The following is a 15,137-nucleotide window of genomic DNA, read 5'->3' as shown; positions in this document are numbered from 1 at the left end:
CTGAGTTTACCCACAAACGAGAATTAGTGTCGATAGTGAACCAACAGATTTGGATTCATCGCGGTAATAAACTTGTTAACTTGCTTACGAAATCATCACTCAACTCCCAACTTTAGAATTTTAACTCTACATAGATCACTTTTTACCCAATCTTGGGTTTTACATTTCATTAATATTTTGATTACACTTATGAGAACTGGTTAGACCTCTTACCAAAATACAGACGTACAACATTAATAAAGTCTGAAAAGGAAAAAACATATGGACATCTTGCTCTCAATCGTAGCGATGACAGTTGTGTTAGGCATAACGCTCTACCACAGAATGTCTCTCGTGAAATCCGTCAGTCTGCTAACTGCTGCCATGCTAGCACTGACGATCGCAGGCTCAGTTGGTGTTATTGGCTGGGCACTTTATGTACTTGCCGTTGCGGTATTCGCCGTGTCGGGCATTCGCCAATCACTGATCAGCCGCAAAGCGCTCGTGATGTTTAAGAAAGTCCTACCTGCTATGTCTCAGACCGAGAAAGAAGCATTGGACGCTGGTACGGTCTGGTGGGAAGCGGAGCTATTCAAAGGCAAACCTGAATGGGAAAAGCTTCACGCAATCAAAGCGCCTAAGCTGAGCAAAGAAGAGCGTGCATTCCTAGATGGCCCAGTTAACGAAGTGTGTGCCATGGTGAACGACTACCAAGTCACTCACGAGCTTGCAGATTTGCCACCAGAAGTATGGCAATACCTGAAAGACAACAAGTTCTTCGCCATGATCATCAAAAAGAAATACGGTGGTCTGGAATTCTCTGCATACGCGCAATCTTTGGTACTGCAAAAACTGACTGGCGTTTCTGGCGTGCTGTCTTCTACCGTTGGCGTACCGAACTCATTAGGTCCTGGTGAACTCCTGCAGCACTACGGTACAGAAGAGCAGAAAAATCATTACTTACCTCGCTTGGCTGAAGGTAAAGAGATCCCATGTTTTGCACTGACTAGTCCAGAAGCAGGTTCCGATGCGGGCTCTATCCCAGATTTTGGTGTGGTATGTAAAGGCGAGTGGCAAGGTGAAGAAGTCCTTGGTATGCGTCTAACTTGGAACAAGCGTTACATCACTCTAGCGCCAGTCGCAACGGTTCTTGGTCTTGCATTCAAACTGCGTGACCCAGAAGGCCTACTAGGTGACCAAGAAGATCTTGGCATCACTTGTGCTCTAATCCCAACTGACCTTAAAGGAGTTGAGATTGGTAACCGTCACTTCCCGCTTAACGTACCATTCCAAAATGGCCCAACTCGCGGTAAAGACATCTTCGTACCGATGGACTTCATCATCGGCGGTGAAAAAATGGCAGGTCAAGGCTGGCGTATGCTGGTTGAGTGTCTATCAGTTGGTCGTGGTATCACGCTACCTTCTAACTCAACGGGCGGCATCAAAACTGCAGCGATGGCGACAGGTGCTTACTCGCGCATTCGTCGTCAGTTCAAACAGCCTATCGGTCACATGGAAGGCGTAGAAGAGCCATTAGCACGTCTAGGTGGTAACGCTTACGTGATGGATGCAGCCAGCAACCTAACCGTGGCAGGTATCGACCTAGGTGAAAAACCTTCTGTTATCTCGGCTATCGTGAAGTACCACTGTACGCATCGTGGCCAACAAAGCATCATCGACGCGATGGATATCGTAGGTGGTAAAGGCATCTGTATGGGTCCTTCTAACTTCCTAGCACGTGGTTACCAAGGTGCACCGATCGCGGTAACGGTAGAAGGTGCGAACATCCTAACTCGTTCTATGATCATCTTCGGTCAGGGCGCGATTCGCTGTCACCCTTACGTTCTTGAAGAGATGAATGCCGCATACTCGGAGGCTGGTGACGCCGTTGAGAAGTTTGACAAAGCACTAGCGGGTCACGTGAGCTTTACCATGAGTAACCTAATTCGCAGCATCTGGTTTGGTCTAAGTGATGGTCTAGGTTCAACGTCACCAACCAAAGACGCAACCAAGCGTTACTACCAACAATTGAACCGTTACAGCGCAAACCTTGCTCTACTATCGGATATCTCGATGGCAGTACTAGGTGGTTCGTTGAAGCGTAAAGAACGTCTGTCTGCGCGTCTTGGTGACATTTTAAGTCAGCTATACTTGAGCTCTGCAACATTGAAACGCTTCGAGCAGGATGGCCGCCCTGTTGAAGACTTGCCATTGGTACATTGGGGCTTGCAAGACAGCTTAAAACAAAGCGAAGCTGCCATTGATGAGTTCCTAGCAAACTTCCCGAACAAAGTGATTGGTCGTACACTGCGTGTATTGATCATGCCATTTGGCCGAGTACGCAAAGCGCCAAGTGATAAGCTAGACAGTAAAGTGGCGCGTATTCTACAAACGCCAAGTGCAACGCGTTCACGTATTGGTCGTGGTCAGTACCTAGAACCAACGGAACACAACGCTGCAGGTAAGATTGAGTTGGCACTGTCTGTGATTCTTCAAGCTGAGCCTGTGTTCGACAAAATATGTAAAGCGCAAGGCAAACGCCGTCCATTCATGCGTTTGGATGTGATTGCTCAAGAAGGTCTAGAACAAGGCGTAATCACTCAGGAAGAAGCAGATCTGCTAAGAGAAGCGGAACAGCATCGCCTAGACACTATCAACGTAGACGATTTTGAGCCAGAGCTATTGGCCGCAAAGCCGCTTTACCCTCAGATGGAAAACGTCGCTTAAGCGAATGATGACTTAAACGATAAATAAGAAAGCAAAACGGGAGCCTCGGCTCCCGTTTTTTTGTTGAATCTCTGCTTCGCACAACACGGCAATCACAAAGAAGCGTTTATTGTTCGTTATCTTCTTCAACAATAAACGACTGTTCAATTCTGCGCAGTTCTTCCTGCTCTTTCAGCTTAAGTTCTTCTTGAAGCGTCGCTTTGCGTTCGTTCAAAGCTTTCTTCTCTGACTTAGTCAGGAACTTCACAGCCTTTTTGTTCGCCAATGCGTACGCAACGACATCTTCACCTTTTTCACGACGCTCACTCACGCGTTGGGAGAAACGTTCGTTGTCACGCGCTTTACGTTCAGCTGAAGTTAATTTGCTCATTTTTGTGCCTTTAATAAGAATACAGCAGCCCAATTGCTGCCCTCAGGTAAACAAATGAGAAGTCATTCATATAGCTGATGGCGTGAGTCTAGCATAGATATGCAAAGGAACAGCGAAGTGATTGTGTGTGCATACTAGAACCTACTGCCGAGTACTCTGTGGAGGGTGAAGAAACAAACGCCCCAGCGCGCTGACAATAGATTCTTAGTCTCGCTGGAGCTCGCTAGAATGACAGTTTACTTTTAGGTATCAGGTTACTACACGCACAGCATTTCTAGATTTTCATCACCCTGAACAGTAAGGAACGAACGTGATTCAGAATCTACTTACCACGTGTTCCTTAGATTATGACTCCACAAAGCCCTAGAGTGCTGATAGCAGATTCTTAGTCTCGCTGAAGCTCGCTAGAATGACGGTTTACTTTGAGTTATCAGGTTACTACACGCACAGTGTTTCTAGATTTCCGTCATTCTGAACAGTGAGGAACGAACATGATTCAGAATCTACTCATCAAGAGAACTTAACTAGGCAGATAAAAGATCCGGCTTGGAAAAACATCCGCCAAATACTCTAACTCCGTAATAGATGTACGTCGCTCTAAAATTCGACATGCCATGTTCAAGGCATATTTGACGTAGAAGCCTATCCGCTTGCTCTCGACTGCTTTGCGGCAATACTTCCTCCCTCATGAGCTGATACAACGCATCATGCACCAAAGACGCTTTAAGAATGTTCTTGGTATCAATCGCTGGACCACTCGCCCCATCCCATGAATAGCCTTTCTTAATCGTCAGCCAACCTTGCTCAGATAGACTCAGAAACGGACTATCGAAAGGCTGCGCAAGGGTGATACTGGTTTCAATCTGTTCTTCAGAATGAAGATTGTATTTGTACGTCCGACGTTTTTTGTACTTCATCAGAGACCTCCTAGTCACTTGGCTTCTTTGAGATGTAGAGCTTAGAGCTTTCACACTCAAATCAGCTTTAACCCACTTAGTGAATATCACGAATGATTTTGCAAATCGAACCGACATTCATAACCTTCGCCAAGAGTGTCACAAAATTAGATGCGCCATAAAAAGTAAAACGGAGCCAATCGGCTCCGTTTTCAATTTAAATTCTTGTGCTCTACTTCTTCGGCACTTCTAACTGCATCTCTGGCATGGCTTGGCGTTTGGCCTTGAGCTTGCTCCAGATGATCCAGAATAGAATCACCAATATCAGTGCAATCACGTTGCCGATAGCGATGATGATCATGCTGCGCTTACGTTCGGCTTCGCGCTCGGCGATGATGCGTTTTTCCATTTCAATGCGGCGTTGCTCGGCAAGCTCTGCTTCTTTAGCAAGACGTGCGGCTTCTAGATCCACTTCGTCGACCACACTGAACGTCTGCTCTTTAATTGGGAACACCAATGAGCGCTTGGTAGACAAGTCGGTAGCAAAGACTTCACCGTGCCATGAATATTTGCCAAGTTCAGGATCGTTATCCATCTTCAATGTGGTTTTAGAACCATCAGCCGACACCTGACCTTGGCTGTAACTGATAAAGCCGTCTGGTGCTTCTTGCTCAACGTTTACGGCAATGGTTCCGGGCGTGATCATGCCTTGCTCACCACTAACCACCAGCTGATGAGGTTGGTCTGCATGACGAGATTGAATGAAGGTACGTGAGATTGGAGATGGGTATACCAGTACCACTTGCTCTTGTGCTCGCAGGAACACGCCGTTGCCAGAAGTAATGCGCGCGCGGTATTTACCCGGTTCGACATCAATTGGTAGTTGAACAGTAAACACACCGTCGCCTGCTTTTTCATCTAGCCCACGGCCATCATCGGCAAATTCGCCAATCACCATTGGTACAGGGCGCGCTTCTTTGATCAGTTCGTCTTCGTTCTCAACAAACTTAGTAAAAGTCACACGCAGGTTTACCCGGTCTAGGAAATCACGCAGTACAAGCGGCTTATCGTCTGAGGTCAAACGTGCGGTAAATTTTAGAGCTTCGCTATTGTAAAGGCGGTTTGGAAACACATCGGTGCTGAGTTTGAGGTGCGAAATCAGACGGATGTTATTTTTCGGGGTAACTTTGCCGACGGCCTGCCAAGGACCCGGCATGGGTTTATCTATCGAGATGATGTCGAGGGAAGATTCTTGATACCAACGAACGTTGTCGTAGGTGCCCCAAGCGTAATATTTTTTACCATCGGGGCGGACAAGGACGACGGGCTGAGAGCTCTGTTCACGATAAACCAAAAAAGTAATCTGTTCGATGGTGGGATCGACACGAAAGCGGTTATCTAACAAAGACATGGCGGACTCGCTCGCAGCAAACGCGAAACAACTCCAGAACGCTAAAATAGCGACTGACAAAGCCCTCAACATAGTCTCTCCTAATAACTACCAAATACTGTCGTTCACCAGTTCTAGTCTTTTCTGGTGTGCTTCTACTTCATCGGCAGTTGCACGCAAAACCTTTAGCGCTTTTCTTCCTTCAACACGACGAATGCCTTCCGCTTCACCGTCTTTTTTGTTGGCGTTGAATTCTAGACTCGTTTGACCACCCGTCATTAGGAGGTAAACGTCAGCTAGAATCTCCGCATCGAGCAATGCCCCGTGGAGAGTACGGTGTGAGTTATCAATGCCGTAACGTTCACACAAGACGTCGAGGTTGTTTCGCTTGCCCGGGAAGATTTTCTTCGCCATGGCAAGGGTATCGGTCACCTTACAGTAGTCATCCGTCTTACCAATGCTTGGATTGAGCATTTCAAACTCATAGTCCATGAAGCCGGTATCGAAGGGCGCGTTGTGGGCAACCAGCTCGGCACCTTTGATAAAGTCGAGAAACTCTTGGTGTACGGCTGAGTAATCTGGCTTGTCGACCAAGAAGTCATCGGTAATACCGTGGACTTCAATCGCGTCTGGTTGGATTTCACGGTCAGGTTTTAGGTAAACGTGAAAGTGACGACCAGTCAGCTTACGGTTGATGATCTCCACGGCACCAATTTCGATGATGCGGTGACCCATGTAGTGAGGACCACCTTCTAGGTTCATACCCGTGGTTTCGGTATCGAGAACGACAATACGATTATGTTCAGAATTGCTGCTGGTATTCATAAGGTTATGTGTGTCAGACTATGCTTTATTAAATGTTTCGGCTAATAGTACCAAAAATATGACCAAACACGTTGAGATTTTCACAGACGGATCTTGTTTAGGAAATCCAGGCCCTGGCGGTTACGGCATTGTCTTGCGTTATAAGCAAACAGAAAAGACCCTCGCCAAAGGTTACACGCTCACCACAAACAACCGTATGGAAATGTTGGCCGCTGTTGTGGCGTTACAAACGCTAAAAGAGCCGTGCCAAGTGACGTTGACTACCGATAGTCAGTACGTGCGCCAAGGCATTACGCAATGGATCCACAACTGGAAGAAACGCGGTTGGAAAACGTCAGATAAAAAACCTGTGAAAAATGCCGATTTATGGCAGGCATTGGATAAAGAGACTGCTCGCCACCAAGTGGATTGGCGCTGGGTCAAAGGCCACGCGGGTCATCGTGAAAACGAAATGTGTGATGAATTAGCACGCACAGCCGCAGAAAACCCAACCGAAGAAGATACCGGTTACCAAGCGTCTTAGTTTTTACTGCTTGATACCTTTTCTACCGCACTGCCCTCTCTGTTCATCACGCCCAGTGGTGTTAACTTTCTCTTCAAGCGCCAATGTGGCTTGATAGGTTTGAGAGGGTAAGTTCGCTTACGAGCGACGATGTAATACAAACTCCCCGCCGGCGATGCCCAATCCCCCAAGCTGTTTTCCAACCATGTCCACATGGTTTTGTAACGTGTCATCGGAAACAGAGCATAACGTTCGCAATGAATCACCTGATAGTTCAATACCCCTAACCAGTCTTTAATCCGGTTCGCGGTGAACATTCGTCCACTCCAAGGCAAATTATTTCTGCGCCAAGGCAACAAACTCGCAAGTCCAGTGAAACTGATGGGGTTGAATCCCGTAATAATAAGATAACCGTCGTCCATCATGACGCGATCGACTTCTCGCAGCAATCGATGGGGATCACTTGCATAGTCAAGCTGATGGGCGAGGACCGCAACATCAAAGCTTTTCTCTAAAAAGGGTAATTCGTAACCATCTGCAATGACATTATGCAACGGGTTCTGGATATCTACGTTGACTTGGTGTTGAATGTTACAACTACAGCTGGTTAGCTCACAGCTCAACCCGCCCAATTTAAGCATGTGGTAACCGAACAATTTCGGACACCACTCGTCGAGTCGGGTTTGGATTGACTCAAGTACCCACGGGCCGTTATTCATTTCTGACCAGGTCGACGGGTGCTGTAAAGTTTTGTTGCTGAGTGCTGGTTTCATTAACCACCTGACTTAAAAGGGTGACGGAGAACGAACGTGTTAGAGATCAAAAGCATACCCGCATTTAATGATAATTACATCTGGCTGATTCAAAATAGCGATAAGCGATGCGCCGTGGTTGATCCGGGCGATGCTAAGCCAGTGTTGGAATATTTGCAGGCTAACGAGTTAACTTTAGAAGCGATCTTAATTACACACCACCACAACGATCACATTGGTGGCGTTCCAGATTTAGTTCATGCGTTTCCTCATGTTGCAGTGGTTGGTCCGAAAGCAGAGCCAATCCCAACCTTAACCAACGCAATGGAAGAAGGCGACAAGCTAGAACTGTTTGGCGAAATCTTCATGGTACTGGGGCTGCCTGGCCACACATTAGGTCACATTGGCTATGTTGGTGACGGTAAGTTGTTCTGTGGTGACGTGCTGTTCTCGGCGGGTTGTGGCCGAATCTTTGAAGGCACACCAGAGCAGATGTTTGAGTCACTAAGCAAAATAATGAAACTGCCGGAAGAGACAGAAGTGTTCTGCGCACATGAATACACGGCAAGTAATGTAGCATTTGCACTGGCGGTTGAGCCGGACAATGAACATTTGCGTCAATACCGTGATGATGTAAACCGTCTACGCGGATTAAATATTCCTACCCTTCCTACGACGTTACGCAAAGAGAAGTTAATTAACCCATTCCTGCGTGCAACGAACGCAGAGGTCATAAAATCTGTAACAAACCGTATCCAAAATAGCGACCCATGCTCGGTTTTTACAGCTTTACGTGAGTGGAAGAACGAATTTTAACCATTTTCTGCTTGTAACTTTGCTAGACGCAAGTATTATCGTGAGCTGATTTTCATAGAAGCGCCTCTGGCGCTTCTATTGCGTTTGGGGCTGATATAAATCTGTTTGTATTTCACCCAAACGCATAAAGTAGCGGCAAAACCGCCTCTACCCTTAGTTAGTGTTACAAGATGTCTATTATCTTGCGACTGCCACGTACTTTGTTGCGCGACAGGCAGGAGAAGATAAACAGGCCCTAAATAGGCTGAAACCATGCGTTTGAAGTACAGTTGGGCGTTGGCGTTACTATTATCTGGCTGTCAATTGACACAGTCAGATTCTGCAAGCACTCCAACACCAGAAACCAATAAGTCAGAACAAGCTGTTAAGCAAAAAACAGCTCAGGCTGACTCCGAGAAAAAGCAATCGATAGCAAAGAAACCTGCTAAAGAGACGCCAAAAGCCCTTTCCCCTCAGGAACAAGACGATGTGTGGCGACGTATCGGCATGCAACTTGAAATGGACATTCCTGACAACAAGAAAGTGGCTTACTACCGCACTTGGTATTTAAAGCATCCTAACCACCTGCGCACAGTATCTGAACGTGCACAGCCGTTTTTGTACATGATTACCACCCGTATCGAAGAACGTGGCCTTCCGATGGAATTGGCGCTGCTACCGATCGTAGAAAGCTCATTTGATGCTTTTGCCTACTCGCACGGCAGTGCAGCAGGTTTGTGGCAGTTCGTTCCAGGCACCGGCAAAATGATGGGTCTAGATCAGAACTACTGGTACGACGGTCGCCGTGATGTTTATGCTTCTACCGATGCAGCACTGGATTACCTAGAGCAGCAAAGCAAGCGTTTTGACGGCAACTGGGATCAAGCGATTGCGGCTTACAACAGTGGTGGTGGCCGTGTATCGAGCGCGATTCGTAAGAACAAAAAGCTAGGCAAACCAACGGACTTCTTCTCTTTGGATCTTCCAAAAGAGACCAGCAGTTACGTTCCTAAACTGCTTGCACTAGCGGACATCATTGCGAACCAAGATAAGTACGGCATCGACATTCCGCCGATCCCGAACAAGCCAGTTCTGACTCAGGTTGATCCAAAAGAACAACTAGACCTAGCAATTGCGGCAGACTACGCCGGAATTGGTGTTAAGGAGCTGCAAGGTTACAACCCAGCATATAACCAATGGTCTACTGCACCTGACGGCCCACACCAACTTCTTATTCCTATCGAGAAAAAGGATCAGTTCCTTGCTCAAGTGAAGAAGAACCGTGGTAAAGGCATGAAGGTCGCACGCTATAAAGTGAAGTCTGGTGACTCGCTCAGCGTATTGGCTCAGAAGTACGGTACGACAACGAAAGTTATCCAACGTGCTAACGGCCTATCGAACAACAATATCCGCGTTGGTCAGTACCTAATGATCCCAACGTCGACAAAAGACGATACAAAGTACGCCTTAACTGCTGAAAATCGCCTGAACAAAACGCAATCTCAATCTCGTGGTCAATTCAAACTGACTCACGTTGTGCAATCAGGCGAGAGCTTGTGGTCAATCGCAAAAGAGAACAAGGTTTCTCATAAGTCTTTGGCAAAATGGAACGGCATGGGACCAAAAGACACCTTGCGCGTTGGCCAAAAACTGGTGATTTGGAAGAACTCTGATAAAGGCGCAGTGATTCGTACCGTGTTCTACAACGTACGTTCTGGCGACACCATCAGTGGTATTGCAACCAAGTTTAAGGTGAAGGGTAACGACATCGTAAAATGGAATTCTCTTCAAAAGCAGAAGTACCTGAAACCAGGTCAGAAGCTTAAGTTGTATGTTGATGTAACTAAGGTAAGTGTATGAACCCGTCGAGTAACCCACTTATCATGTTGTTGGATATCTTCCGATCGCCAACATCTTGCTTCTTAGCGCTGTATCAGCGCGGAGGTTGGGGGTGGCAGCCGTTCATCATTTTGATGCTCAGCCCATTCCTATTCTGGGGCGCTTACTTCTCGAATGTGGATTTTACTTGGTTAAGTGATCAACTGACCGCTCAGTTCCAACAGATCGATCCAAAGCAAATCGAGTTGCTGGAGCCAAACACGCTGATGGCAAGTGCGATCATCAATGACGTATTCAATCGTTTTGCAACACTGCTGCTATTAGCGCTGTGGTTCTTTCTTGCAACCAAAGCAAGTAAACAGCAATACGGTTACTGGAAATGGTTCGCTGCTGCGAGTGCGATTTTATTCCCAGCCGTGTTGGGCGATATTGCAAGCTACGCGAGCTTATTGCTGAAGCATGGCCAGGTGATGACTTACGCTGCCGATTTGAATAGCCTAAACGGGTTGCTAAAGTTACCTTTGACCAGTGATTGGTCACACTTTGCAAGCTCATTACCATTGCTATTGCCATGGTACATCGTGCTTGGCTATGGTGTAGTTTTGACTTGGACAGAGTTCGAACGCGGACAGGCTCTTGTGATTGCGAGCCTGCCTTGGGTTGCGTTTTACGTAATTTGGGCGTTGTACATCGTTATCGCTTAATGGACCAAGGTAATCCGTTAGTCGCTTAACGTAAACGACACCAACAGTGGATTATGATCGGAAGCGTCGCTCTGCGGCGCTTTCGCATTTTTGAGGGTTAACCCGCGATAAAACACATGATCAAGCGGCAAGCCTGTAATGAACTGAGTTCGATTGTCTTGGCTGAACTTTGCTTCTTTTAGATTGGCTTTTTGGAGTGCTTTCTTCATTGCCATCACGCGCTCTTCACTCCAACTATTGAAATCCCCCGCAAACAGAATCGGGCCGCTGTGCTCTTTCAATACCCTTTCTAACGCAGACAATTGCGAAGTGTATTCCTCGGTACCAACGGTAAAGTTGATCGCGTGAATGTTCACCACCGCTAAGGTTTCACCGTTGCTGAGCCTGTATTTGCTATACAGTGCCGATTTCGGCAAGCGCAACCACGGTTCTTTCGATGTGTACGCACAAGCGAGAATGGGCTCTTTTTGCGCAATGCTGATCACACCAGCACCACTTCCTAATGCTTTAAACGCACTGACTTGATTACTGACCCAATGCCCTTCCACCAGCCAGCTTTTGAAGTCGTCCGTTAAGCTTGCTTCTTGTAACAAGAGCAACTGTTTATTGACGGAGAATGTATCCAACGCTTGCTTCCAGTTGTCTCGGTTTTGTTTGTAAATGTTCCACACTAAGACATTTAGCTCGCCATCCTTATCTAGCACTTGCGGCTTATCAAACTCCATGCAGCGGATATCTTGCTTAATGTTCGCCCCTGTTTGAGTAATAATTTGTGGTTGCTCTGGCACGGTAAAAATCACCTGAAAGCTCACCACCGCAGTAATAATAAGAAAAACTAACGCAAAAGCTAAACGCGGATACATAGGCTTACCTAAATACAAAAATGGCACGCATAAAATGCGCATAATAAAAAAGGAGCCCCAGTCGGCTCCCTCTTAGCTTACTCAAATTTTCACCATATGCTGTAGTGAAATCTTATATCTATCTGGATAACAGATTAGATCGCATCTTCGTCTTCTTCACCAGTACGGATACGCACTACGCGTTCGACGTCTGTTACGAAGATCTTACCGTCACCGATCTTACCGGTTTGCGCCGTTTCGATGATGGTTTCTACACACTTGTCTGCAACGTCTTCCGTCACTACGATTTCTAGCTTCACTTTAGGAAGGAAATCCACCATGTACTCTGCACCGCGGTACAATTCTGTGTGACCTTTCTGACGACCAAAGCCTTTCACTTCAGAGACGGTCATCCCTGTAATGCCTACTTCAGCCAATGCTTCTCGAACATCATCCAATTTGAATGGCTTGATAATCGCTTCAATCTTTTTCATGTTCATCCCTTAAGCTTCAATCGTTTGCGCATATTATCGGTTAGCGCCTCACAACATTCAATCCTTGTTGTGACCAAGCACCTGAAAATCCTGACATTGGTGGGATTTATTTGCGGGCGAATGTAACAAAGTCGCCATTCTCAATCATGCCACCAATGAAAAAGCCAGAGCATAAGTCTGGCTTGGTATGTGTTTTAGTGAGCGTTAATTTGAGGCTAACGCTTACTTCAAGCTCGCATAGTATGCCGCCAAGTTAGCAATGTCTTCATCAGACAGCAAACTTGCTTGTGCCTGCATCACCGCCGCTAAACCACCAGTGCGCTGGCCTGCTTTGTATGCCTTAATTGAGCTAGCAATGTACTGCTCATTTTGACCTTTTAAGTTTGGGTAGCCAGGAATCACAGCAATTCCATCTGGTCCATGACAAGCAGCACAAACGCCAGCTTTTGCTTGGCCAGCAGCCACATCGCCTGCCGCCATTGCCTGCCCACTTAACATGGCTAGCGTGATTCCTGCGCCCATGATTATTTTCTTCATTGCTTCACCTAATCGATTATTATTTAAAGATATTTTTGTTTTATAACCGATATTGTTGCATGAATTACAACATCTTGCGCCAGATCAGTTCACAGTCTTGACCACTAAAGGCTTGATCAACGAACAGGCCAGCGACGGCAACCACTTTATCTTCATACATTAGAATTGGAATTTGACGACGTTGCCAGCTCGGCACATTGTATTCCTGAAAGAGTTTTTTCAGCTTACGACTGTGGTGACGAGTCGTCGGGTGTGCAGACAAGCCTTCAGGGTTAAATGTAATTCTAAGTCGCTCTGGGTGCGCAGGTAGGGTAATACTTAGCTCACATGACTTGGTACTCAACTCAAGCTCCCCTAACGGCTCAGGAAGCTTTAGAGGCGTATTCAAAGGGCACTCGGCTTGCCACGAGGTCACATCTGAAGTTTCAGTGACCCAGTAGAGTCGATGTTGAAAGCGGCGCACTTCACCTTGCTTGAACTTCAATTTTGGGTTGGCGTCCTGTTGAGCCCGCGCCACTTCATCCCAAATCAGGTTCAACTGCACTTGAGACGGCATATTGGCATTGAGTTTTGCCAGCCACATCCGAATCAAACGTGCACGCGCCAACTCACTGTGTGCCGTTAAAACGTCAATACTCAAACTCAAATCCGGCTGCATCGCCTGATTGAATGCCGCTTCGAGCAACTCATCTAGCAAGGTCTCTTGCTGGGCACACAAAGTCGCACTGCGTTGCACCGCTTGGTGGATGCTCGGCCAACGTTCAGATAGCTCAGGCACAATGCGATGACGGAGGAAGTTACGATCGTAACGAATATCTTGGTTACTTTCGTCTTCTACCCAATCCAGTTTTTGCTCTCTGGCTGCCGCTTCGATTTGCTCTCGCTTAATGGTCAGTAATGGGCGTATTAATGTCCCACTAGCAAACGGCATACTTTCTGCCATCGACGACAACCCTTTCGGTCCACTGCCACGTTTTAGTGCCAATAAGAAGGTTTCGACCTGATCATCGGCATGTTGACCGGTCAGCAGTAAGTCACCGACTGCGATGTGCTTCGCCAGAGCTTGATAGCGCGCTTCACGAGCTAAAAGCTCAATGCTTTCACCACTGTTAATATCTAGGTTCACGCGTTCAACGGAACATGAGAACCCAGCTTGCTGTGCCCATTGCTTGCACTTTTGTGCCCAATCATCAGCATTCACACTTAAACCATGATGAACATACACAGCATGACAGTTTATTAGTTGGGAATCTGCAGAGCTACCGTCTGCTGAACGTGCTTGTTGGTAACGACTCAACAGCTCAAGCAACAGACGCGAATCCACCCCACCACTGAACGCCAAAACGATCTTAGTGTTTGGTTGATGATAGCGGTCGAGAACTTGAGCAAAATTTGAGTAAAGCGATTCCATAAGCAATCCAGTAGAAACAAAAAAAGGGCTGGACACATGCCCAACCCTTTCTATTTTATCTGTTATCTCAAGAGAGATCAGCTAGAGCTTAACGGTGACCGTAATTTAGCAGTAACCGTAGTTCATTAGACGCTGGTAACGGCGCTCAAGTAGCGTTTCGTGATCCAGCTGTTCTAGGTCTTCTAGCTGACGAAGCAGATTTGCTTTCATGTTCGCCGCCATTTGAACGTGGTCACGATGCGCGCCACCTAATGGCTCTTCGATGATTTCGTCGATAAGCTCAAGCTCTTTTAGACGAGGGGCGGTTAGACCCATTGCGTCTGCTGCTTGAGGTGCTTTGTCGGAATCACGCCATAGGATTGAAGCACAACCTTCTGGAGAAATTACTGAGTACGTTGAGTACTGAAGCATGTTCACGTAGTCACCTACACCAATAGCAAGTGCACCGCCTGAACCGCCTTCGCCCACCACGTTACAGATTACTGGCACTTTAAGACCAGACATCACTTTAAGGTTTTTTGCGATTGCTTCAGATTGACCGCGCTCTTCCGCGCCAACACCTGGGTATGCGCCAGCTGTGTCGATGAAAGTGATAATAGGCATGTTGAAACGCTCAGCCATTTCCATCAGACGCAGTGCTTTACGGTAACCTTCTGGTTTAGGCATACCAAAGTTACGCTTCACTTTCTCTTTAGTTTCACGACCTTTTTGGTGACCAATGATCATCACTGGACGGCCTTCAAGACGTGCGATACCACCAACAATAGCTTGGTCGTCTGCGAACGCACGGTCACCCGCCAATTCGTCAAACTCTTCAAACGCGTGCTGGATGTAATCCAATGTGTATGGACGTAAAGGGTGACGAGCCAGTTGAGCTGTTTCCCATGCGCCTAGGTTGCTGAAGGTTTTCTTCTTAAGTTCTAGGCTCTTTTTCTCAAGCTGTTCGATTTCTTTATCAAGGTCAACCGCAGAATCACCACCGTGACGAGATACGTCACGTAGCGCTTCAATTTTCGCTTCTAGTTCTGCAATCGGCTTTTCAAATTCAAGAAAGTTTAGGCTCATCTATGAATC

General features: G+C 46.9%; 15 protein-coding genes. 5 read left to right on the top strand and 10 right to left on the bottom strand.

What is annotated here, in order from left to right; translation table 11 throughout:
• Nucleotides 1-261 precede the first annotated feature (261 nt).
• A complete protein-coding gene (gene fadE, locus C1S73_RS15100) occupies nucleotides 262-2,706 on the top strand; it encodes an acyl-CoA dehydrogenase FadE (protein ID WP_038864744.1) in 2,445 nt (814 codons plus the stop codon).
• Between the two features lie 106 nt (nucleotides 2,707-2,812).
• Here fadE and C1S73_RS15095 read toward each other — a convergent pair whose 3' ends face one another.
• The 4 genes from C1S73_RS15095 to dnaQ all read right to left on the bottom strand — a co-directional run bounded on the left by C1S73_RS15095 (nucleotide 2,813) and on the right by dnaQ (nucleotide 6,187).
• On the bottom strand, nucleotides 2,813-3,076 hold the full coding sequence (locus C1S73_RS15095) for a hypothetical protein (protein WP_005436833.1): 264 nt from the start codon (nucleotides 3,074-3,076) through the stop codon (nucleotides 2,813-2,815).
• Between the two features lie 524 nt (nucleotides 3,077-3,600).
• Entirely contained in the window at nucleotides 3,601-3,993 is a 393-nt protein-coding gene (locus C1S73_RS15090; protein ID WP_038864742.1) for a DUF1353 domain-containing protein, read from the bottom strand.
• A 211-nt stretch (nucleotides 3,994-4,204) separates the two neighbouring features.
• Nucleotides 4,205-5,455, bottom strand: coding sequence for a TIGR03503 family protein (locus tag C1S73_RS15085; protein ID WP_038864740.1), 1,251 nt, complete (start codon nucleotides 5,453-5,455; stop codon nucleotides 4,205-4,207).
• A 15-nt stretch (nucleotides 5,456-5,470) separates the two neighbouring features.
• On the bottom strand, nucleotides 5,471-6,187 hold the full coding sequence (gene dnaQ / locus C1S73_RS15080) for a DNA polymerase III subunit epsilon (protein WP_038864738.1): 717 nt from the start codon (nucleotides 6,185-6,187) through the stop codon (nucleotides 5,471-5,473).
• Between the two features lie 58 nt (nucleotides 6,188-6,245).
• Here dnaQ and rnhA point away from each other — a divergent pair, with 58 nt between their 5' ends.
• Nucleotides 6,246-6,710: a ribonuclease HI gene (gene rnhA, locus C1S73_RS15075; RefSeq protein ID WP_038864736.1), complete on the top strand. Its 465-nt coding sequence runs from the start codon at nucleotides 6,246-6,248 to the stop codon at nucleotides 6,708-6,710.
• Here the strand turns inward: rnhA and C1S73_RS15070 are convergent.
• Nucleotides 6,707-7,462 (bottom strand): class I SAM-dependent methyltransferase, encoded by a 756-nt coding sequence (locus C1S73_RS15070; RefSeq protein ID WP_038864734.1) that lies wholly within the window; start codon nucleotides 7,460-7,462, stop codon nucleotides 6,707-6,709. The two genes, rnhA and C1S73_RS15070, sit on opposite strands and share 4 nt — an antisense overlap.
• Before the next feature lie 36 nt (nucleotides 7,463-7,498).
• Here C1S73_RS15070 and gloB point away from each other — a divergent pair, with 36 nt between their 5' ends.
• The 3 genes from gloB to C1S73_RS15055 all read left to right on the top strand — a co-directional run bounded on the left by gloB (nucleotide 7,499) and on the right by C1S73_RS15055 (nucleotide 10,779).
• Entirely contained in the window at nucleotides 7,499-8,257 is a 759-nt protein-coding gene (gloB, locus tag C1S73_RS15065; RefSeq protein WP_038864732.1) for a hydroxyacylglutathione hydrolase, read from the top strand.
• A gap of 252 nt (nucleotides 8,258-8,509) precedes the next feature.
• Entirely contained in the window at nucleotides 8,510-10,096 is a 1,587-nt protein-coding gene (locus C1S73_RS15060; RefSeq protein WP_038864730.1) for a lytic transglycosylase, read from the top strand.
• Complete coding sequence (locus C1S73_RS15055) at nucleotides 10,093-10,779, top strand: YIP1 family protein (RefSeq protein ID WP_038864728.1); 687 nt, start codon at nucleotides 10,093-10,095, stop codon at nucleotides 10,777-10,779. Before C1S73_RS15060 ends, C1S73_RS15055 begins: the two co-directional genes overlap by 4 nt.
• Nucleotides 10,780-10,796: 17 nt before the next feature.
• On the opposite strand, the gene C1S73_RS15050 is transcribed toward C1S73_RS15055, so the two are convergent.
• The 5 genes from C1S73_RS15050 to accA form a co-directional block, all read right to left on the bottom strand.
• Nucleotides 10,797-11,642: an endonuclease/exonuclease/phosphatase family protein gene (locus tag C1S73_RS15050; protein ID WP_038864726.1), complete on the bottom strand. Its 846-nt coding sequence runs from the start codon at nucleotides 11,640-11,642 to the stop codon at nucleotides 10,797-10,799.
• 134 nt (nucleotides 11,643-11,776) lie between these two features.
• Nucleotides 11,777-12,115, bottom strand: coding sequence for a nitrogen regulatory protein P-II (gene glnB / locus C1S73_RS15045; RefSeq protein ID WP_005436810.1), 339 nt, complete (start codon nucleotides 12,113-12,115; stop codon nucleotides 11,777-11,779).
• 222 nt (nucleotides 12,116-12,337) lie between these two features.
• Nucleotides 12,338-12,652 (bottom strand): c-type cytochrome, encoded by a 315-nt coding sequence (locus C1S73_RS15040; RefSeq protein ID WP_038864725.1) that lies wholly within the window; start codon nucleotides 12,650-12,652, stop codon nucleotides 12,338-12,340.
• Between the two features lie 64 nt (nucleotides 12,653-12,716).
• Nucleotides 12,717-14,063 (bottom strand): tRNA lysidine(34) synthetase TilS, encoded by a 1,347-nt coding sequence (gene tilS, locus C1S73_RS15035; RefSeq protein ID WP_038864723.1) that lies wholly within the window; start codon nucleotides 14,061-14,063, stop codon nucleotides 12,717-12,719.
• Between the two features lie 105 nt (nucleotides 14,064-14,168).
• The gene (gene accA / locus C1S73_RS15030; protein WP_038864720.1) at nucleotides 14,169-15,128 is read right to left on the bottom strand and encodes an acetyl-CoA carboxylase carboxyl transferase subunit alpha; all 960 of its coding nucleotides are present in this window, start codon (nucleotides 15,126-15,128) and stop codon (nucleotides 14,169-14,171) included.
• Nucleotides 15,129-15,137: the final 9 nt, after the last annotated feature.

This window comes from Vibrio jasicida 090810c, from assembly GCF_002887615.1.
Taxonomy (GTDB): domain Bacteria; phylum Pseudomonadota; class Gammaproteobacteria; order Enterobacterales; family Vibrionaceae; genus Vibrio; species Vibrio jasicida.
This window is presented reverse-complemented; position numbering and strand designations above follow the sequence as displayed.

Coding starts and splice junctions, on each gene's coding strand:
- fadE (WP_038864744.1), top strand. CDS start 262: ATGGACATCTTGCTCTCAATCGTAGCGATGACAGTTGTGTTAGGCATA.
- C1S73_RS15095 (WP_005436833.1), bottom strand. CDS start 3,076: ATGAGCAAATTAACTTCAGCTGAACGTAAAGCGCGTGACAACGAACGT.
- C1S73_RS15090 (WP_038864742.1), bottom strand. CDS start 3,993: ATGAAGTACAAAAAACGTCGGACGTACAAATACAATCTTCATTCTGAA.
- C1S73_RS15085 (WP_038864740.1), bottom strand. CDS start 5,455: ATGTTGAGGGCTTTGTCAGTCGCTATTTTAGCGTTCTGGAGTTGTTTC.
- dnaQ (WP_038864738.1), bottom strand. CDS start 6,187: ATGAATACCAGCAGCAATTCTGAACATAATCGTATTGTCGTTCTCGAT.
- rnhA (WP_038864736.1), top strand. CDS start 6,246: ATGACCAAACACGTTGAGATTTTCACAGACGGATCTTGTTTAGGAAAT.
- C1S73_RS15070 (WP_038864734.1), bottom strand. CDS start 7,462: ATGAAACCAGCACTCAGCAACAAAACTTTACAGCACCCGTCGACCTGG.
- C1S73_RS15060 (WP_038864730.1), top strand. CDS start 8,510: ATGCGTTTGAAGTACAGTTGGGCGTTGGCGTTACTATTATCTGGCTGT.
- C1S73_RS15055 (WP_038864728.1), top strand. CDS start 10,093: ATGAACCCGTCGAGTAACCCACTTATCATGTTGTTGGATATCTTCCGA.
- C1S73_RS15050 (WP_038864726.1), bottom strand. CDS start 11,642: ATGTATCCGCGTTTAGCTTTTGCGTTAGTTTTTCTTATTATTACTGCG.
- glnB (WP_005436810.1), bottom strand. CDS start 12,115: ATGAAAAAGATTGAAGCGATTATCAAGCCATTCAAATTGGATGATGTT.
- C1S73_RS15040 (WP_038864725.1), bottom strand. CDS start 12,652: ATGAAGAAAATAATCATGGGCGCAGGAATCACGCTAGCCATGTTAAGT.
- tilS (WP_038864723.1), bottom strand. CDS start 14,063: ATGGAATCGCTTTACTCAAATTTTGCTCAAGTTCTCGACCGCTATCAT.
- accA (WP_038864720.1), bottom strand. CDS start 15,128: ATGAGCCTAAACTTTCTTGAATTTGAAAAGCCGATTGCAGAACTAGAA.